At 64.3% G+C, this 18,680-nt stretch carries 20 protein-coding genes; 10 read left to right on the forward strand and 10 right to left on the reverse strand.

Annotated elements, in window-relative coordinates; all coding sequences use genetic code 11:
* Positions 1-48: 48 nt before the first annotated feature.
* On the forward strand, positions 49-990 hold the full coding sequence (locus tag LB524_RS11435; RefSeq protein ID WP_224526245.1) for a threonine/serine dehydratase: 942 nt from the start codon (positions 49-51) through the stop codon (positions 988-990).
* Positions 991-1,202: 212 nt separating this feature from the next.
* Positions 1,203-3,800 (forward strand): TIGR02302 family protein, encoded by a 2,598-nt coding sequence (locus LB524_RS11440; protein ID WP_224526249.1) that lies wholly within the window; start codon positions 1,203-1,205, stop codon positions 3,798-3,800.
* A gap of 40 nt (positions 3,801-3,840) precedes the next feature.
* Here LB524_RS11440 and LB524_RS11445 read toward each other — a convergent pair whose 3' ends face one another.
* On the reverse strand, positions 3,841-4,698 hold the full coding sequence (locus LB524_RS11445; protein ID WP_015315538.1) for a LysR family transcriptional regulator: 858 nt from the start codon (positions 4,696-4,698) through the stop codon (positions 3,841-3,843).
* Positions 4,699-4,917: 219 nt separating this feature from the next.
* Between LB524_RS11445 and LB524_RS11450 the strand changes: the two genes are divergently transcribed.
* Positions 4,918-5,865, forward strand: coding sequence for a DMT family transporter (locus LB524_RS11450; protein ID WP_224526253.1), 948 nt, complete (start codon positions 4,918-4,920; stop codon positions 5,863-5,865).
* On the opposite strand, the gene LB524_RS11455 is transcribed toward LB524_RS11450, so the two are convergent.
* The 3 genes from LB524_RS11455 to LB524_RS11465 all read right to left on the reverse strand — a co-directional run bounded on the left by LB524_RS11455 (position 5,866) and on the right by LB524_RS11465 (position 7,716).
* On the reverse strand, positions 5,866-6,237 hold the full coding sequence (locus tag LB524_RS11455; RefSeq protein ID WP_015315536.1) for a response regulator: 372 nt from the start codon (positions 6,235-6,237) through the stop codon (positions 5,866-5,868).
* A 119-nt stretch (positions 6,238-6,356) separates the two neighbouring features.
* Positions 6,357-6,899 (reverse strand): hypoxanthine phosphoribosyltransferase, encoded by a 543-nt coding sequence (gene hpt / locus LB524_RS11460; protein WP_015315535.1) that lies wholly within the window; start codon positions 6,897-6,899, stop codon positions 6,357-6,359.
* 172 nt (positions 6,900-7,071) lie between these two features.
* Positions 7,072-7,716, reverse strand: a complete 645-nt coding sequence (locus LB524_RS11465) for a hypothetical protein (RefSeq protein ID WP_224526270.1) — start codon at positions 7,714-7,716, stop codon at positions 7,072-7,074.
* Between the two features lie 189 nt (positions 7,717-7,905).
* Between LB524_RS11465 and ftsE the strand changes: the two genes are divergently transcribed.
* The 3 genes from ftsE (at position 7,906) to LB524_RS11480 (ending at position 10,385) form a co-directional block, all read left to right on the forward strand.
* Positions 7,906-8,565 (forward strand): cell division ATP-binding protein FtsE, encoded by a 660-nt coding sequence (gene ftsE / locus LB524_RS11470; RefSeq protein ID WP_010911739.1) that lies wholly within the window; start codon positions 7,906-7,908, stop codon positions 8,563-8,565.
* Positions 8,558-9,550: a cell division protein FtsX gene (locus LB524_RS11475; RefSeq protein ID WP_140662845.1), complete on the forward strand. Its 993-nt coding sequence runs from the start codon at positions 8,558-8,560 to the stop codon at positions 9,548-9,550. Before ftsE ends, LB524_RS11475 begins: the two co-directional genes overlap by 8 nt.
* Positions 9,551-9,659: 109 nt before the next feature.
* Complete coding sequence (locus tag LB524_RS11480) at positions 9,660-10,385, forward strand: YdcF family protein (protein WP_140616823.1); 726 nt, start codon at positions 9,660-9,662, stop codon at positions 10,383-10,385.
* A 6-nt stretch (positions 10,386-10,391) separates the two neighbouring features.
* On the opposite strand, the gene LB524_RS11485 is transcribed toward LB524_RS11480, so the two are convergent.
* The 3 genes from LB524_RS11485 to LB524_RS11495 are packed head-to-tail and all read right to left on the reverse strand — an operon-like array spanning position 10,392 to position 12,131.
* A complete protein-coding gene (locus LB524_RS11485; RefSeq protein WP_224526273.1) occupies positions 10,392-11,024 on the reverse strand; it encodes a pyridoxamine 5'-phosphate oxidase family protein in 633 nt (210 codons plus the stop codon).
* Between the two features lie 24 nt (positions 11,025-11,048).
* Positions 11,049-11,519, reverse strand: a complete 471-nt coding sequence (locus LB524_RS11490; RefSeq protein ID WP_224526276.1) for a DUF1348 family protein — start codon at positions 11,517-11,519, stop codon at positions 11,049-11,051.
* A gap of 60 nt (positions 11,520-11,579) precedes the next feature.
* Positions 11,580-12,131, reverse strand: a complete 552-nt coding sequence (locus LB524_RS11495; RefSeq protein WP_224526278.1) for a carboxymuconolactone decarboxylase family protein — start codon at positions 12,129-12,131, stop codon at positions 11,580-11,582.
* Between the two features lie 103 nt (positions 12,132-12,234).
* Here LB524_RS11495 and LB524_RS11500 point away from each other — a divergent pair, with 103 nt between their 5' ends.
* Positions 12,235-13,140 (forward strand): LysR family transcriptional regulator, encoded by a 906-nt coding sequence (locus tag LB524_RS11500; RefSeq protein ID WP_224526281.1) that lies wholly within the window; start codon positions 12,235-12,237, stop codon positions 13,138-13,140.
* A 77-nt stretch (positions 13,141-13,217) separates the two neighbouring features.
* Positions 13,218-14,006 (forward strand): lysophospholipid acyltransferase family protein, encoded by a 789-nt coding sequence (locus LB524_RS11505; RefSeq protein ID WP_224526283.1) that lies wholly within the window; start codon positions 13,218-13,220, stop codon positions 14,004-14,006.
* Between the two features lie 63 nt (positions 14,007-14,069).
* Here LB524_RS11505 and LB524_RS11510 read toward each other — a convergent pair whose 3' ends face one another.
* Entirely contained in the window at positions 14,070-15,017 is a 948-nt protein-coding gene (locus tag LB524_RS11510; protein WP_224526286.1) for an aldo/keto reductase, read from the reverse strand.
* 122 nt (positions 15,018-15,139) lie between these two features.
* Positions 15,140-15,661: a gamma-glutamylcyclotransferase gene (locus LB524_RS11515; RefSeq protein ID WP_224526288.1), complete on the reverse strand. Its 522-nt coding sequence runs from the start codon at positions 15,659-15,661 to the stop codon at positions 15,140-15,142.
* Between the two features lie 135 nt (positions 15,662-15,796).
* On the opposite strand from LB524_RS11515, the gene LB524_RS11520 reads away from it, so the two are divergent.
* Both LB524_RS11520 and LB524_RS11525 read left to right on the forward strand, forming a co-directional pair.
* Positions 15,797-16,795, forward strand: a complete 999-nt coding sequence (locus tag LB524_RS11520; protein ID WP_224526291.1) for a DUF2125 domain-containing protein — start codon at positions 15,797-15,799, stop codon at positions 16,793-16,795.
* A gap of 3 nt (positions 16,796-16,798) precedes the next feature.
* Complete coding sequence (locus LB524_RS11525; RefSeq protein ID WP_015315523.1) at positions 16,799-17,731, forward strand: sugar kinase; 933 nt, start codon at positions 16,799-16,801, stop codon at positions 17,729-17,731.
* Here the strand turns inward: LB524_RS11525 and LB524_RS11530 are convergent.
* Entirely contained in the window at positions 17,728-18,663 is a 936-nt protein-coding gene (locus tag LB524_RS11530) for a prephenate/arogenate dehydrogenase family protein (protein ID WP_015315522.1), read from the reverse strand. The two genes, LB524_RS11525 and LB524_RS11530, sit on opposite strands and share 4 nt — an antisense overlap.
* Positions 18,664-18,680: the final 17 nt, after the last annotated feature.

An 18,680-nucleotide genomic window follows, 5' to 3' on the forward strand; every position in this document is an offset into this window, starting at 1 on the left:
AGCCATTTTGCCAAGTTACTAATTGCTGTCAATCCCAAGGAGATTTTGATGTCGCAGGGCAACGTCGTCACAGGCGGACGCATCGCCGCGATGGAACCGCGCATCCGCCCCTATATCAGGCACACACCGGTTCTGCGCGTCGACATGGCCGACTTCGATCGGGGGCCATTGGCGATCGACCTCAAGCTCGAATGCCTGCAGCATTCCGGCTCGTTCAAAGCCCGCGGCGCCTTCACCAACCTCCTGGAGCGGCCGGTTCCCGAGGCCGGCGTCGTCGCCGCATCGGGCGGCAATCATGGCGCTGCCGTCGCCTACGCCGCCATGCGGCTTGGCCACAGAGCAACCATCTTCGTTCCCGAAGTGAGCCCGCAGGCCAAGCTGGACCGCATCCGGGCCTATGGCGCCGACCTCGTTGTCGGCGGCGCCCGCTATGCCGAAGCGCTGGCCGCCAGCGAACGGTTCGCCGAGGAAACCGGCGCCTTGCAGATCCACGCCTTCAACCAAGAGGAGACGCTGGTCGGCCAGGGTACGCTCGGGCTCGAAATCGAAAGCGATCTGCCTGAGATCGACACGCTGCTGGTCGCCGTCGGCGGTGGCGGCCTGATCGGCGGCATCGCCGCCTGGTATGCCGGCCGCATCCGCATCGTCGCCGTAGAGCCCGAGGGCGCGCCGACGCTTCATCGCGCCTTCGCGGCCGGCCATCCGGTGGACGCGCCGGCGGAAGGCATCGCCGCCGATTCGCTGGCGCCGAAGCGGGTCGGCGAGATGATGTTCCCGATCGCAGAAGCCTTCGTCGAACGCTCCATCCTGGTCAGCGACGACGACATCATCGCCGCCCAGAAGGCGCTCTGGGACCGCGTGCGCATCATCTCGGAGCCGGGTGGTGCCGCCGCCTTCGCCGCGATCCTGTCCGGCCGCTACGCGCCGACGCCGGGCGAACGGGTCGCCGTGCTGGTCTGTGGCGCCAACGCAAACCCCGCCAATTTCTGATTGCAACCATTTCGGCAGGGTACACGTTTTCTCAAACTGCCTCGCCTTTGCCGTGTTTGCTGGTATTCTTCGAGTCGTGAGGCTTGGGCTATCCCGTCCGCCTCGCCGCATGATCCCGAAAAGTGGACTCCAAGTTTCGGAACAGATCATGCCCAAAGAGATAGAAGCCCATTACGGTCCTTCAGGACGGAACAGGGCTCCAGGAAGGGCCGATGACCGAACGACCCACCTTCAGCAGCGATCGCGGCCTGGCCGGACGCCTGGCCTTGAGCCGGCTGGCGACGCGGGTCTCGATGGCGATCGAGCGTGGCTGGCCGCTGCTGCTTCCGCTCATTGTCGTCGTCGGCCTGTTCCTCAGCGTCTCCTGGTTCGGTATTTTCCCCCGGCTGCCGGACGTGGTGCGCATCGGCCTTATCGCCATGTTCTGCCTGGCAGGTCTGGCGGCGCTTTATCCGCTGCGCTTTTTTCGCATACCTGGCGCGGCCGAGATCGATCGCCGCATCGAAGCCGCCAACAGACTGCTGCACAGCCCCGTACAGGTGCAGAGCGACCGGCCCAGCGGCCAGGAAAGCAGTTTCTCGCAAGCGCTCTGGCGCGAGCACCAGAAGCGAATGGCTGGAAAGCTCGACAATCTCGGCGCCGATCTGCCGCGCACGCGCGTGCCGGAGCGCGACCCGTGGGGATTGCGCGCCGTGGCGGCGCTCCTGCTGGTCACTGCCTTTGCCTTCTCCTTCGGGCCGACCGGCGGCCGGCTGACAGATGGGTTCAGCGCACATGGCACGCTCGACGCCGTACCGCCGCGCATCGACGCATGGGTGACGCCGCCGGCCTATACCGGCAAGCCGCCGATCTTCCTGACTGCCGACGCCAACCAGGCGACGCCGACTTTTCATGTCCCCGAGGGTAGCGACGTCTCCCTGCGCGTTACCGGAGGCTCGGGCGAGGAAACGCTTGCCTATGCCGACAAGGACGGCAATGCGCGCGCCATCGACCCCGCAAGCCCGCAAGCCGCCGCCAAGCCGGCAGCAAGCCCGGCGGTGTCGTCCGCCTCGCCTTCGAAGGTGCGCCAGTTCGCCAGCAAGCTGACCGGCGACGGGACGCTGACGCTGAAATCGGGGGAGGATCAGCTTGGCCGCTGGGCTTTCGCCGTCATCCCGGACAAGCCGCCGCAGATCCGCTTCGTCGGCGAGCCCAAGCGCGCCGCAAACGGCGCCTTCGAGCTCAACTATCAGATCGATGACGATTACGGCGCCGCCACCGCCAAGGCGGTCTTCGCGCTGGCTGACCCGCAGCCGCCGGGTGCGCATCCGCTCTATGGTCCGCCCGAAATGCCGCTGACACTGCCGCGCCGCGGCGGCAAGTTGAATGCCGCCAAGACCACGAAAGACCTGACCGAGCATGTCTGGGCCGGCAGCAGCATCAAGCTGACGCTGGTCGCCACCGACGACGCCGGCCACACCGCCTCAAGCGAAACCAAGACGCTCGCGATGCCCGAGCGGCCGTTCACCAACCCGCTGGCACGCGCGGTGATCGAACAGCGCCGCCTGCTTGCGCTCGACGCCAATGCCAAGCCGCGCGTGCTCGACCTGATGGAGGCCATCACGCTGCGGCCTGAAGACACGTTCGATACCATGTCCCACTACCTCGCCATCATGAGCGCAATGAGCCGGCTGAAGCTGGCGGTGAACGACGATCAATTGCGCAGCGAGGTTGCCTACCTCTGGGAGATCGCGCTTGGTATCGAGGAGGGCAACCTCTCGGCGGCCGAAAAGCGGCTGCGCCAGGCCCAGCAGGCACTGCAGGACGCCATCAAGAATGGCGCCAGCGATGCCGAGATCGAGAAGGCGATGAAGGAACTGCGCGAGGCGATGAACCAGTTCCTGCAGGAGTTCGCCGAACGCGCCAAGCAGAACCCGAACGCGCCGCAGATGCAGCAGAACGGCCAGGAGCTGCGCCAGAGCGACATCGACCGCATGATGGACCAGATCGAAAATCTGGCGAAGTCCGGCGATCGCGACAAGGCCCAGCAATTGCTGTCTCAGTTGCAGGACATGATGAACAACCTCCAGGCCGGCCGCCAGCAGCAGGGGGGCGAGCAGGACAGCCAGATGCGTCAGCAGATGGACAAGCTTGGCGAGATCCTGCGGCGGCAGCAGGAGATGATGAACGACACCTTCCGCATGGATCAGATGCAGCGCGGCGAGCGCCAGCGCGGCCGCAACCGCGACGAGCAGCTTGGCCAGAACGATGAGCAAGGTCAATCTGGCGAAAACGGCAAGCCCGGCGAGAATGGCGAGCCAAAGCCTATGACGCCGCAGGAATTCGCCGATGCGCTGAAGCAGCTGCAGGAGGGCCAGGGCCAGCTGAAGAGCGATCTGGAGCAGCTGAAGAAAGGCCTCGAGGGCATGGGCATGGAGCCCAATGAAGGATTTGGCGAGGCCGGCAAGTCCATGGGCAGCGCCGAGCAGGCGCTTGGCGAGGGCCAGGGCGACGAGGCCGTCGGCCACCAGGGCCGGGCGCTTGAGGCGCTGCGCAAGGGCGCCAAGGACATGATGAAACAGATGCAGGCCATGCAGGGCGATCAGGGCGGCAGCCAGGAAGGCGGCCGCCAGCAGGATGCCGACCGTGACCCGCTCGGCCGGCCGCGCGCCAGCCAGGGTCCTGATTTCGGGGATTCGGTGAAAGTGCCCGACGAGATCGACGTTCAGCGCGCGCGCCAGATCCTGGAAGCGATCCGCAAGCGGCTCGGCAATGCGCTCAGCCCCGACATCGAGCGCAGCTATCTGGAACGGCTGCTGGAGCTGAAATAGGAAGCGGCGAGAGCGACCAGCTTCATTTCCATGGAGCCGTCTACCTGTTGACGAACGCCTCGCGGATTGCCTCCTGCATGCCGTCGATTGCTTCGCCTGACGCATTCGGGTTGCGATGCATCACCACATTGGAGGAATCGATGTCGCCGAACCCGTCCGCGGACGTCAGCTCTCGGCAGTCCGCCGGAATGTTGCTGCGTGAGATCGGCGCGATCGCCAACCCCGAGGTGACGGCAAGCTTCAGGCCGCCATTGGTATCGCTTGTATAGGCGACGCGGTAGGCAAGGCCGCGCTGCTCCAGCGATTTGATGGCGAAGTCCTTACACCAGCCGGCGCGGTTATAGAGCGCGATCGGCACCGGGCGCTCCTCATGCATGTGATGCAGGTTCGACGTCACCCAGACCGTCGGATCATGCATCAGCACTTCGCCGCCGGAAGGATCCTGCCATTCGAACACCACGCATAAATCCAGCTCGCCGGCGGCGAGCGCCGCGATCTGCGCCTCCGAATGCGCGTAGCGTACGGTGACCTCGACCTTGGTGTGACGCTTCGAAAATGCGCCGAGCGCGCGCGACAGGATGGCGTGGCCATATTCCTCCGGAATGCCGATGCGAACCGGCCCACCGAGCGGCGCCGCCGCCATCGACGCCGCCGTTTCATCGAGCAGCGAAACGATACGGCGGGCATTGACGATGAGTTCGCCGCCACGCCGCGTCAGCGCGACGCCGCGTGAACCTCGCTCGAACAGGCTGTCGCCGACCAGCTCTTCGAGCTTCTTCATCTGCATCGACACGGCCGATTGCGTGCGGCCGGCCTGCTCGGCGGCCCTCGTGAAATTGCCGGCCTCGGCTATGGCGACAAAGGTACGCAGGAGATCACTGTCGAGGGTTGGCCGCATGGCATCCATCATAAGTAGATTTGATCGCTGGCATCATTCCAATTCGTTTGCAACATGTCAAACGCCGAACGATAATCGCCTCACCCATTGGATATGCAGTCGCGAAATCGGCTGCGGACCAATCAAGAGTCCTCACTCGTGCCCGCTACCCGAAAACGGTGGCGGGTTCTTTTTGATCTGGTGAGCGTCGCCGGATCGGATGCGCGGGAGCCTGAACGGATGCAGAATAGGATGGTGCGTGGCATCCTGAGCCTGTGCCTGGGCGTGCTGGTCTTCTCGCTGCAGGATCCGCTCGTCAAAGCCGTGTCGAGCGGCTACCCGGTGACCGAGGTGATGGCGATCCGCTCGATCGTAGCCTTGCCGATCCTGATCGTTCTGGTTCACGCCGATGTCGGGCTGCGGGCAATCCTGTCGAAACGGTTCGGCCTGCTGACGATACGCGCCTTCATCCAGTTCACCTCCTACACGGTCTATTACCTGGCCATCGCCGCCCTCCCGCTGGCCGACGCCGTGGCGCTCTATTTCATGGCGCCGCTCTGCATCATGGCGATGGCCGGCCCCTATCTCGGCGAGCGCGTTTCCTGGCAGACGCTGTCGACCGTGCTGATCGGCATGCTTGGCGTGCTGGTGATGCTGCGCCCCGGCGCCGGGCTGTTCGACTGGGCGGCCTTGCTGTCGCTGGGCTCGGCCGTGCTCTACGCCTTCTCGCAGCTGATGGCTCGCAAGATCGGCGATACCGAATCGTCCACTGTCATGGCCTTCTACCAGAACGGCGCCTATCTTACCGGCGCGGCCGTCGTCGCCGGCACGTTCCACATTGCGGGCATAACCCACGCCGTCCACCCGAGCCTCGAATTCCTGGTGCGACCATGGATCGCGCCGACGCTGCCGGATTTTCTCAAGATGGCCGCCTGCGGTTTCGTCGCCTCGGCCGGCATGATCCTGCTCTCGCAAGGCTACCGGCTGGCGCCGGCCAACCGCGTCGCCACCTTCGAATATACCGGCATCCTGTGGTCGCCGCTGTGGGGTTTCCTGTTCTTCGCCGAGGTGCCCAGGTCAGCGACGGTGATCGGCGCGGCGCTCATCATCGGCGCCGGCCTGCTGGCACTCAACACCGAGCGCCGCGCCAGCCCGGCACCGGCGCTTGTCGCCAGGGATCCAGCCTGATCAGGCGAAGCAGATCAGCGCCCGTTCGACGCGAGAGCGAATCTCGGCGAGCGTGAAGGGCTTTTGCACAACATCGAGGATGATGCCGTTCAATTCATCGGCGCGCTCGCGCTGGTCGGCATAGCCGGTCATCAGCATGATCTTCATCGCGGGAAAAAGCGCGGCTGCCGCAACCGCCATCTCGATGCCGTCCATCTCCGGCATGCGTATGTCGGAGACGACGAGATCGTACCCGCCTTTTGCGGCGCGGATCAGCGAAAGCCCCTGCGCGCCATCGGCGGCGATATCGATTGCGTGGCCGGCGCGTTCGAGCGCGCGGGCTGCGAGGGTGCGGACGGACTCATCGTCCTCGACGATCAAAAGCTTTGCCATGGCCGGCATATTTGGTGGCGAAACGTTGACTTTTCCTGAAAACCCAGGCGCTCGCCCAGACTAATTTTCCTGACACCGTTAAGGCCTTTTTCAGGATTCACCGGTGCGAGGCACTCGCCTTACACATCGCCTTTCACCACACCCACGAACGGCAATTCACGGAAAGCATGCGCCACATCCATGCCATAGCCGACGACGAAATAATCGGGGCAGTCGAAGCCGACATAATCGGCATTCAGCGCGGTCTGGCGGCGCATGCGCTTGTCGAGCAGCACGGCGATGGAACAGCTTTTCGCGCCACGCGACAGCATCAGGTCGCGCGTGAAGCTCAGCGTCTTGCCCGATTCCAGAATGTCGTCGATCAACAGCACGTCACGGCCGGCGACCTCGTTGTCGATGTCGCGCAGCACCCTAACCTCGCCGCTGGTTGTGCCGGCGCCATAACTGGAGATGAAGATGAACTCGACTTCCGGCGACAGGCCGACATCATGCATGGCGCGGATCAGGTCGGCGGCGAAGATGAACGAGCCTTTCAGCACCGAAATCACCAGGAGATCGTGATAATCGTGCCCGGCGATCTCCTTGGCGAGTTCGAGATTGCGCCGCGCGATCGCCGATGCCGAAAACAGGACTTCGATGTCCTTGCCGCGCACGTTTGGCATTTCTCGCCCCTCCAGTTTTTTCCCAACGCCTTCACATAGAGCGTATGTTGAGAGTCAGGTCAGGCCGAGCCGAAAGCGGTGGTTTCCGAGAACCGGAGCGGAGCGTACGTGAGCACCGGAAGCGCAGGGAACCACCGTTTGCAGGCCGGCTTCACCTGAATATCGACACACGCTATTCGGCGAAGGTGACCAAAACGGTCCTTACGCCGTTCTTAGGCACGTCGAGCCGGCTGGCAAAGCCGAATCTTTCGCCGGATGCCAGCGAATGGCCAGATGTCCCCAGCGTATAGCGGGTTGTGCGCCCGTCATTGCCCGTCACCCGGATTTCGAGTGGCGGCATTGTCGCCGGCATCGCCCCGTCATTGGCGGCCTCGCCGTCGACGAACAGCACCGGATTGGCGCCGGAGGCATCGACGCGTGACGTCACGCCTGAAATGGTCAGCGCCGACGCTTGCGCGCCGGGCAGGAATGGTGCCTGGCGCACCAGCGCATGGCCGCCCGAGACCCAGAAGGCGGCAAGGGCGGCGCCGATGCCGGCGATCCAGAAGATCGGACCGCCGCGCGAGGCCGGCGGCCGTTCCGCCGGCATTTCCGGCTTGCGCAGCATGTCCATGCCTTCGATGGCCGGGGTGACAATCGCACGCGGCAGGGACGAAACATTTCCGACTGGAGGTGCCGGCCGCGGCAACACCATATAATCTGCATCGATGATATCAGCCGCCGGAGCGCGCAAGATCCGGTCCGCTGCGGCAATTGCCGCGGGATCGGTCATGATTTCGCCGGAAACCGGGCGCGCGGTTCGTTCGTCAGCCATCATGGCCCCAGTATTGCGCGTGTTCGCTCTTCGTTTCTTTTGCGTAAACACAAATGGTTAACGCTTCCCCACCGGAGCCCTCTTGAAGAGCCTAAACGAGCCAGGAATTAACCGCCGGTTAACCATGCCGGCCGATGGTCTTTTCACAAAACAGGCCGGTTCGCCGCGGCCAGGAAATTCAGGTCGTCGAAATTGATTCGCTTCGAAAATGTCGGCCTCCGCTATGGCATGGGTCCGGAAATCCTCCGCGACATCTCCCTGCACATACCGGAGCGCTCCTTCCAGTTCCTGAGCGGGCCTTCGGGTGCCGGCAAGACGACATTGCTGCGCCTTTTGTTCATGTCGCTGAAACCGACGCGTGGACTGATCACCATCTTCGGCAAGGACCGCTCGCGCATCTCGCGCACCGAACTGCCGCATCTGCGCCGCCGCATCGGCGTGGTGTTTCAGGACTTTCGCCTGCTCGACCACATGACCACCTATGAGAATGTGGCGCTGCCGCTGCGCGTGCGCGGGCGCGAGGAAGCGAGCTACCGCACCGACGTCACCGAGTTGTTGAAATGGGTGGGGCTGGGCGAGCGCATGCATGTGCTGCCGCCGGTCCTGTCCGGAGGCGAGAAGCAGCGCGCCGCGATCGCGCGCGCCCTGATCGAGCAGCCGGAGATCCTGCTCGCCGACGAGCCGACCGGCAATGTCGATCCGCCGCTGGCGCGGCGGCTGCTGCGGCTGTTCATCGAGCTCAACCGGCTTGGCACCGCCGTTGTGATCGCCACGCATGACCTTGGCCTGATGGAGCAGGTCGACGCGCGCCGCATGATCCTGGCCGGCGGAAGGCTTGATATCTATGACTGAGACCGAGCTATCGGCCGACCATTTCGAGGAGCAGGATGCCGAGGCGGTGGAGGCGAGGCCGCGCGCACAACGCAAGATGGCGCCGATCGTGCCGGCGCAGAACATTGCCGGCCGCGCTCTGGTGCTGGTCATCGCCATCATGACTTTCCTGTCCTGCCTGACTTTCGGCGCGGTGACCCTGGTGCGCGACACAGCCTCGGTTTGGGAAAACCAGATCTCGCGCGAGGCGACGATCCAGATCAAGCCGGCCGACGGCCTCGACATGGAGGCGGCGCTTACCCAGGCGTCACGGATCGCCGGCGAATTCCCTGGCGTGAAGTCGACCCGGATCATCGACCGCGAAGCGACCGCAAGGCTGCTGGAGCCCTGGCTGGGTTCGGGTCTCAACATCGACGACCTGCCCGTGCCGCGCCTGATCATCGTCACCATCGACGAGAGCAGCCCGCCTGACTTCGCGGCCATGCGCGCCGCGATCACGCCGAAACTGCCGAGTGCATCGCTCGACGACCACCGCACCTGGGTCGACCGGCTGGTGGCCATGGCCCGTACCACGGTGACCATAGGCGTTGCCGTTCTGGCCTTGATGCTGTCGGCGACGGTACTGACCGTGGTGTTCGCGACCCGTGGGGCCATGGACGGCAACGGCCACATCATCGAGGTGCTGCATTTCGTCGGCGCCGAGGCGCGCTTCATCGCACGCGAATTCCGCCGGCATTTTCTGGTCACCGGCATGAAGGGCGCGGCCGCCGGCGGAGCGGCGGCGGTGCTCGTCTTCATCGTGTTCTCCTGGTGGTCGTCACGCAACATGGCAACGCCGCAGGCCGATCAGGCGACCGCTTTGTTCGGTAACTTCGCCATCGGCTCGGCGGGTTACGCAGGTGTCGTCCTGATGGTGCTGGTGATTGGCGCGCTGACGGCGGCAACCTCGCACGTCACCGTCGTTGCCTATCTCAGCGACATCGACGTTCGCCAACCCGATGCATGAAAGGACCTCGTCTTGGCTTGGACGGAAACAGGGCGATCACGGAGAAAGAATTCGCGTAACGCAAAGTGCGTCTTTTACCTATCAAAGGCCGCATTTGAGGATTAACTATATGACCATGGACGTGCGGGATTCGACCGGGACGGCTGGACAGTTGCCAGTGGTGGTTGACCGTTGGCGCGGCCGTGGCAGGGTTAGCCATCTAAGGACCGCCCTGCGCTTCTCCGCTCTCTCCCTGCTTGTGCTTGCAACAGTGTTCGCTGGCGGCTTTGGCTGGTTCGCCAGCAAGGTCAGTCATCTGACCACGCCCGCCAACCCGGCCAAGGCCGACGCCATCATTGTGCTGACCGGCGGCCAGTCGCGCCTCGACGCCGCGATGGAGCTGCTCGCATCCGGCAAGGGCGAGCGGCTCTTGATCAGCGGCGTGCACCCCTCGGCCAGCCGGCGCCAGCTTCAGGCGGCCACCGGCGGCGACAAGAAACTGTTTTCCTGCTGTGTTGACATCGATCGCGCCGCGCTCGACACGATCGGCAATGCCGAGGAAAGCGCCAAATGGGTGGAAAACCATGCCTATGGCACGGTGATCCTGGTGACCAACAATTATCACATGCCGCGCAGCCTTTTGGAGATGGGCCGGCTGCTGCATGGCGCCAAGCTCGAACCCTACCCGGTGGTCAATTCCAACCTGGATAATGGCAGTTGGCTGACCAAGCCGCGCGCGGTGCGCGTGCTGTTCACCGAATACACCAAGTACCTGCTGGCGCTGGCTCGCGGGTTTATCCCGGTGAAGCCGACGCCCGAGGGAATCGCCCTGGCCGAGACCGCCGCCGGCGGCTGAGCCGCGTCATTGCTTGGCGACAGCCCCTGAAACGCCCTTGAGGCGCGCGATCTCTTGTTCAAGGTCTTGGATGCGCCGGTCGCGCTCGCCAAGCGCGGCTGCCACATCAGCCGCCTCGAAGCGCTGCGGTATATGTAGCGGGCAATTGGCATCCCATGCCGAGACAGTGAACAGGATGATCTGCTCGGTGCGCGCCTTGTAGTCCGGCGGCATCAGCCTCGCCGTCAACTCGGCATCGTCCTCGACAACGCGCGCCGTACCCCAGATCTTGATGCGCTGGCGCATCATGTAGTCGATCAGGAACAGGAAGGCCCTCGGATTGTCGGCCAGATTGCCCTGCGTGATGAATTGCCTGTTGCCGGAAAAATCCGCGAAGCCGATCGTCTTCTCGTCGAGCACCTTGAGAAAGCCGGCAGGGCCGCCGCGGTGCTGGATGTAGGGCTGGCCATCGCCATTGGCCGTCGACAGGAAGATGCTGGTCTGCATTTCGATGAATGCGGCGAGGTCCGGTGTGATCGCCGACTGCCAGCCGCCGCGCTCCTCGACGCGGGCGTAGGACTGGCGCGAGCCCTTGCGCGCCTGGATCGCCTTGACCGTCGGCGTGAAGGCGACATCGCTGGTAAAAGCATGTGCGTTCATCGAAACCTCCTTGCCTGAATGCTTCTAAAGACCGAGCTCCGACAGCGTCGGATGGTCGTCCGGCCGCCGGCCGAGCGGCCAGTGATATTTGCGCTCGGCCTCGGCGATCGGCAGGTCGTTGATGCTGGCGATGCGCAGCCGCATCAGCCCGTGGTCGTCGAATTCCCAGTTCTCGTTACCGTAGCTGCGGAACCACGAGCCGCTGTCGTCGCGCCATTCATAGGCGAAGCGCACGGCGATGCGGTTGCCGTGGAAGGCCCAGACCTCCTTGATCAGCCGGTAGTCGAGTTCGCGGCTCCATTTGCGCGTCAGGAACGCCTGGATGGCATCGCGGCCTTGCAGGAACTCGGCGCGGTTGCGCCAACGGCTGTCCACCGTATAGGCGAGCGCCACCCGCGCCGGATCGCGCGAGTTCCAGGCATCCTCGGCCATGCGCGCTTTCTGGGCTGACGTCTCGGCGGTGAAGGGCGGAAGCGGCGGGCGGCTCTCAGACATGGGATTTCCTCTGCGGCATGAAGGGTGGGGACCGGCGGGCACCGCCGCTCCTATCCGGATTCAGGCAGCATTGCGGGCGGAAACAACCGGAAAATCGATCTCGGTCTCGGCAACCTCATTGATATAGTTGGTCCAGACGTTCAGGGCGACATGCTGGACAATCTCGATGATCTCTCCGTCGTCATAGCCCGCGAGCCTAGCAGCAGCGATATCCTCACGGGCGACATGTCCGCGGCTTTGCGCAACCCGGGCGGCAAAACGCACCGCCGCGGCTGCCTTGGGGTCCATGGAGCCGCCATGGCGATTGGCCATCATCTCGGCATCGTCGAGGCTTGCGAGCGTCTTGCCGAGATAGGTGTGCGCGCACAGGCAGTAGTTGCAGCCATTGATCTCGGCGATCGCCAGCGCGATGCGCTCGCGCGTCGGCGCCGGAAGCCGGCCCTTGGCCAGCGCGCCCATCATGCCGAGATAGCCTTCCAGCGCCGCCGGACTGTTGGCGACCATCCGAAACAGGTTCGGCACGACACCAAGCTGTTTTTCCACCACTTGCAGCATGGGCTGCGCGGCGGCGGGAGCGGCAGCGATGGACGAAGGCGTAGCGATGCGGGGCATAGAGATTTCCTGGTTGAGGTGTGCCCCCGTTATATGCAGCCTTCCATGTTGCGGATGTAGATGCCATATTTGCAACCAACCCTTCCATTTTCTGGAAGAAATGATGGATCGTCTCGAAGCCATGTCCCTTTTCGTCGCGGCGGCGGAGGGCGGCAGCCTTTCCGCCGCCGCGCGCCATTCGGACGTTCCGTTGGCAACAGTCAGCCGCAAGGTTTCCGAACTGGAACGGTACCTGAAGACACGCCTGTTGAACCGCTCTACGCGGCGGCTGACACTGACCGACGCCGGCCATGCCTATCTCGCTGCCTGCCGCCGCATCCTCGACGAGGTCGGCGACGCCGAACGCACCGCCGGCGGCGAATACAGCGCCCCGACAGGGGAATTGATCGTCACCGCGCCGATCGTCTTCGGCCGCCTTCACGTGCTACCGGTCGTCACCGACTTCCTCGCCGCCTATCCCCTGGTGGATATCCGCCTGACGCTCGGCGACAGGATAAGCCAGTTGGCCGAGGATCATATCGACCTCGCCGTCCGTATCGGCAGGCTGCCGGATTCGCGCATGGTCGCCATCAGGGTCGGTTCGATCGGTCATGTTGTCTGCGCGAGCCCTGCCTATCTGGCCGGACGCGGCATTCCAGAAACTCCGGGAGATCTCGAGGCGCACAGCTGCATTACCTTCGAGGGCCTTGGCTCGCTCGCCACCTGGACCTTCACCGTGGACAAGGCTGATTTTGTCGTGCCGGTCCGATCAAGGCTCCGGGTCAACACCGCCGAGGCGGCGATTGATGCGGCGATCGCCGGTGTCGGAGTGACACGGGTGCTTTCCTACCAGATTGTCGCCGCCGCACGCTCGGGAACACTGCGCCCCGTGCTCAGGGATTTCGAACCCGAGCCTTGGCCGGTAAACCTGGTGCATGCGGGCCAGGGCCGGCTGCCGGTGAAACTGCGCGCCTTCCTCGACTTCGCCGCCCCCCGCCTGAGGGAACGCCTGGCGCAGGCGACCTGGTAGGAAGGGCAGTATCGCACCGTTTCCTTTTTCTCCGCGCTTGGTGTAACCAACGCACACTTCCTCACCGGACCTCCCCCATGCTCTATGTCAGATCGCTGGCGTTCAATTTCGTCTTCTACGTCAATCTGATCGTCCAGATGATCCTCTGGACCCCGTACTATTTCCTGTCGCCCCGCCACCGCGCCTGGTTCGTGCCGAAATTCTGGTCGCGCACCTCGATGTGGCTCTATGACAAGATCGCCGGCACCAAAAACGACATCACCGGGCAGGAAAACCTGCCCGAGGGTTCCTTCATCCTGGCACCCAAGCACCAGTCGTTCTGGGACGCCATCGCCTTCTTCCCGTTCCTCCAGGACCCGCTCTACATCCTCAAGCGCGAGCTGACCTGGATCCCCTTCTTCGGCTGGTACATCTTGAAGATGCGGATGATCCCGGTGCATCGCGGCAGCCGTTCCAAGGCCTTGAAGGCGGTGGTTGCGGCGACCAAGGAAGAAATGGCGCGCAACCCGCGCCAGCTGATCATCTATCCCGAGGGCACGCGCCGGGCGCCGGGCGACGAGCCGGCCTACAAATACGGCATCGTCGAAATCTATTCGCAGCTTGGCGTTCCGGTCGTGCCGGTCGCCCATGTCGCTGGCCTCTATTGGCCGCGCCGCAAGTTCCTGCGCTATCCCGGCACCGTCAAGGCGCGCTTCCTGCCGCCCATACCGCCTGGCCTGGGCAAGGACGAGTTCATGGCGCGGCTGATCGGTGAGACCGAGACTGCCTGCGACCAGCTTCTCCTCGAGGCATCCCGCGCATCAAACCCGCCGGCCCTGCCGCCAACGGCGGTGAAGCGGGTTCGGGAGCTCGGCGCGAAGGCCTGAAGCCTCCTGACCACCGGCCGTCAGCCGTACACCGCCAGCGTGGTCAGCACCAGCGTCGCAACCTCAGGCGCTGGCCTTGTCGAGTTCGGCCATGTCGTCCGCGGACAGCTTCAGCGACGCCGCGCGGATCAGGCTGTCCATCTGCTCAGGCTTGGTCGCACTGGCGATCGGCGCGGTGACGCCGGGCCGCGCGATAACCCAAGCAAGCGCCACTTCCGCCTGTTTGGCCGAATGCCTGGCCGACACCGCGTCCAGCGCCGCCAGGATGCGCATGCCACGCGCATTGAGGTAGTCTTTCACCCCGCCGCCGCGCTCGCTTTGGCCGAGATCGGCCTCGCTGCGGTACTTGCCGCTGAGAAAGCCCTTGGCCAGGCTGAAATAGGTGATGACGCCGATATCCTCCGCCACGCAGAGATCGCGCAGCGGGCCATCGAAGGAGGAGCGGTCATAGAGATTGTATTCCGGCTGCAGCACCTCATAGCGCGGCAGGCCGCGCAGGCTTGCCACGTCAAGCGCCGCGCGCAACTGGCCGGCGTCGAGGTTGGAACAGCCGGCATAGCGGATCTTGCCCTTGGCGAGCAGTTTCTCATAGGCGCCGAGGGTTTCCTCATAGGGCGTGGTCGGATCCGGCCAGTGCGAGAGGTAAAGGTCGATGAACTCGGTCTGCAGCCGCTTCAGCGATGCATCGACGGCCTTTTCGATATAGGCGGCCGACAGGTCCTTGTGGCCCTGTCCCATGTCCGAGCCGACCTTGGTGACCACCACGACCTTGTCGCGATTGCCACGATCCTTCATCCATTTGCCGATGATGGTTTCCGATTCACCGCCCTTGTTGCCGGGAACCCAGCGCGAATAGGCGTCGGCCGTGTCGATGGCATTGAGGCCGGCCCCGACAAAGCGATCAAGCAGATCGAAAGAAGTCTTCTCGTCGGCGGTCCAGCCGAAGACATTGCCACCCAGAACCAGCGGCGCGATGAAAAGGTCGGTGCGACCGAGACGGCGTTTCTGCAAGACGGATCTCCGTGGTGATTGGGACCGGGCGGATGCCGCCCGCTGGCTGGGTTCGGAGCCTAACCTAGGTCTTGCCGCATCGAGATCAAAGGCCTGGCCGCCTTTTCCGCGGAGCCAGCGCTTCACAAAGTCGCTATCCGGCGCGCCACATCCTCCAGCCAGTGGTCGCGAATCTCGAGCGCTTCCAGATGCTTCAGCGTGCTCAGCACATAATCCTCGTTGTCGCCGGACCGGCCGACCGCGCCGCGCACCACGGCCGCCGCATCCGCCGCGTCCAGCGCGCCCGCATATTGCTCATGCTTGCGGTCGACAATGTATGCCACGGCATCCACCGCGCCACCGCCGTCGAGGCGAACCTTGAGCGTCCGCTCGACATAGACGCTGGTGACGAGTTCGCGCTCGCGCAGATAGGCAATGACCTCGTCGCGCAATTCGCCAGGGACACGGTACGCAAGGCCGACGCAGGAGCCGCCATGGTCGAGGCCAAGCACCAGTCCGGGCCGCTGGCGCGTCCCGCGATGCACGAAGGAATAGACGCAGAGCGAGCGGCGATAGCCATGCAGGCGGGCGCGTCGTGTCTCGACATGAGCGAAACCCGGCCGCCAGATCAGCGAACCGTAGCCGAACACCCAAAAATCGCCCATATCACCGCGCCTGATTGCAAAAAGAATGGCAGCACCGCACCGGTAACCGGTGTTTTTTCCATCCGTCTCTGTCTACCTAGTGTTCGGAACCTGAGAATCCGTCCACACCATCCATGCGTTAATGAGAGCCAAAGCATGACGTCAAGTGACGAACGCCAACCGGGTAACCGTCGCCGCCTGTGGTGGCTTGCCGCGTTCATCCTCGTGCTGTTCGCCATTTACAGCGCCGGCTGGTTCTATCTGGCCAACAGGGTCAGGTCCGAGGCCGACAAGGCGGTTGCCACGCTCAACAAGAGCGGCGTCGAGGCCGGCTGCGCCAATCTCCAGGTCGGTGGCTATCCACTGAGCTTCACGGTCTCCTGCGACAACCTCGCCTACGAGGACGACGCCAAGAGCATTGCTGCCTCGGCCGGCTCCTTCAACGCCGTCGCCCAGATCGTCCAGCCCTTGTCGCCTGTTGCCAATCTACGCGGTCCGCTCCGGACCTCCGTCCCCGGCATGATGCCGCTCTGGATCGACTGGGACAATCTGCAGGCCAACGTCAAATTGTGGTACCCGCTGCCGCGGCGTGTAGCGCTGCAGGCAGAGGGCCTGTCGGGCCAGACCGACCCGGCCGACGATACCGATCCGGTGGAACTGTTCAGTGCCGGCAAGGCGTCAGGCCAATTGCAGCCCAACAACGGCGATCTCGACTATGTCGGCAGCTTTGGCGATCTTGAGATCGATGCCGACGCGATCGGCGGGCGGGTGTTGCCGGCGCTCGATGCCAGCGGCGACGTGACACTGAAGAACGGCGTGGCGCTGATCGGCACGCAGGTGAAAAGCCTGCGCGGCCAGCGGATCGAAATCCGCAACCTCGATCTGTCGTCCGGCACGGCGCGCGTCACCGTTTCCGGGCCGCTGTCAGTCGATGCCGAGGGTCTCGTCGACGCCGACCTGATGATCAGGATCAAGGATCCCAAGGCGGTGGCATCTATTCTTGCCGGCGCCATACCCGAGCAGAAGAATGCGATCGAGCAGGGTTTTGGCGCCCTGGCGCTGCTTGGCAGCGAACCGTCCATGCCGCTGAAAGTGGTCAAGGGCAAGGCTTCCCTCGGCTTCATTCCGCTGGGCAAGATCAAGCCGGTCAACTAACGGATGGCGGGGCCGGCAAAGCTGCTGAGCGTCGGCGCACTGACGCTTGACACCATTCTTCGTGTCGAATCACTGCCCACGCATCAGGGAAAATTCATCGCCTCGGACGGCATCCAGATCGCCTCGGGCATGGCGACGAGCGCGGCCTGCGCCGCGCATCGCCTGGGTGCCGAGGTGTCGCTATGGGCGAGCGCCGGCGACGATCCGGTCGGCGATCTGCTGATTGCCGGGATAGAGGCCGAGGGCGTCGATTGCAGCCATGTACGCCGCGTCAGCGGCGCCCGCTCGGCACTGGCCTCGATCCTGGTCGATGCGCATGGCGAGCGGATCATCGTGCCTTTCTACGACGCGCGCGCGCAGGCCGATCCCGAGGTTTTGCCGTTCACCGACATAACGGCATTCGACGCCGTACTGGCCGACGTGCGCTGGCCGGGCGCCGCGGCGCTTGCCCTTAAGGCGGCGCGCGCCGCCGGCCGCCCAGCCATACTCGATGCCGATACCGCGCCCCTGGCGGTACTGGAGCGATTATTGCCGCTCGCCTCGCACATCGTCGCCTCGGAGCCGGCGGTCCGCATCATATGCGGCCACGCGCTGGATCTGGAGACCGCCTGCACCGATTTGGCGTCCCGCACCGATGCGTTCGTCGCGGTCACCGGCGGCGCGGCGGGTACCTGGTGGTTCGACCGAAGCGCCGGATCATCCCGCCATGTCGAGGCACCGAGGGTCAAGGCGGTCGACACGCTGGCCGCCGGCGATGTCTTTCATGGCGCCTTTGCCGTCGGGCTGGCGGAAGCCATGGCGGTCGAGCACGCACTGCGCTTTGCCAGCGCGGCCGCCGCGCTCAAGTGCCTGCGCTTCGGCGGCCGGCTGGGCGCGCCGGATCGGGCGGAGACGCTCGCCATGATGGCAACCGCCTGGCCGGTTGAAATCACCTAGCTCTTTGCCGGATGCTCGACCGCCTGGCGGCCAAAATCGGGCGCGTCGATATCCTGGCCCGCCTCGATGATCGAGCGGCGCACGGCGCGGGTGCGGGTGAACAGGTCGAAGAGCTTGTCGCCGTCGCCCCAGCGGATGGCGCGCTGCAGGAACGCCAGGTCTTCCGAGAACCGCGCCAACATTTCCAGGATGGCATCCTTGTTGTGCAGGCACACGTCCCGCCACATGGTCGGATCGGAGGCAGCCAGACGCGTGAAATCGCGAAAACCGGAGGCGGAATATTTGATCACTTCCGTCTTGGTCACCGATTCCAGATCGTCGGCGGTGCCGACGATGTTGTAGGCGATGATGTGCGGCAGATGCGAGACGATGGCCAGCGTCATGTCGTGATGCTGCGGGTCCATCGTGTCGATGTTGGCGCCGCAGCGGCGCCAGAATTCCGACAGCCGTTCCAGCGCTTCCGGATCGGTGCCCGGCACCGGCGTGAAGATGCACCAGCGGTTGTCGAACAGGTCGGCAAACCCGGCATCCGGGCCGGATTTTTCGGTGCCCGCCAGCGGATGGCCAGGAATGAAATGGACGCCTTCAGGCACATGCGGCTGCATCTGCGCGATGACCGAGGCCTTGGTCGAGCCGACATCGGTGAGGATCGCCCCCTTTTTCAGCGCCGGCGCGATTTCCTCCGCTACAGCGCCGGATGAGCCGACCGGCACCGAGACAACGACCAGATCGGCATCACGCACCGCGTCCCCGGCATCGATGGTGTAGGAATCGCCAAGGCCCAGTTCCTCGGCTCGCTTGAGCGTTGCCGCACTGCGCGTCGAGATGGCGACATGGCGAGCCAAGCCCTCGCGTCGGATGACGCGGGCCAGAGACGAGCCGATCAGGCCGATACCGACCAGCGCGATCTTTTCGAACATCGGTGATGCCATGGTGTTCCAGCTCTTTA

It is taken from the genome of Mesorhizobium sp. ESP6-5 (assembly GCF_020164695.1).
GTDB lineage: Bacteria > Pseudomonadota > Alphaproteobacteria > Rhizobiales > Rhizobiaceae > Mesorhizobium > Mesorhizobium australicum.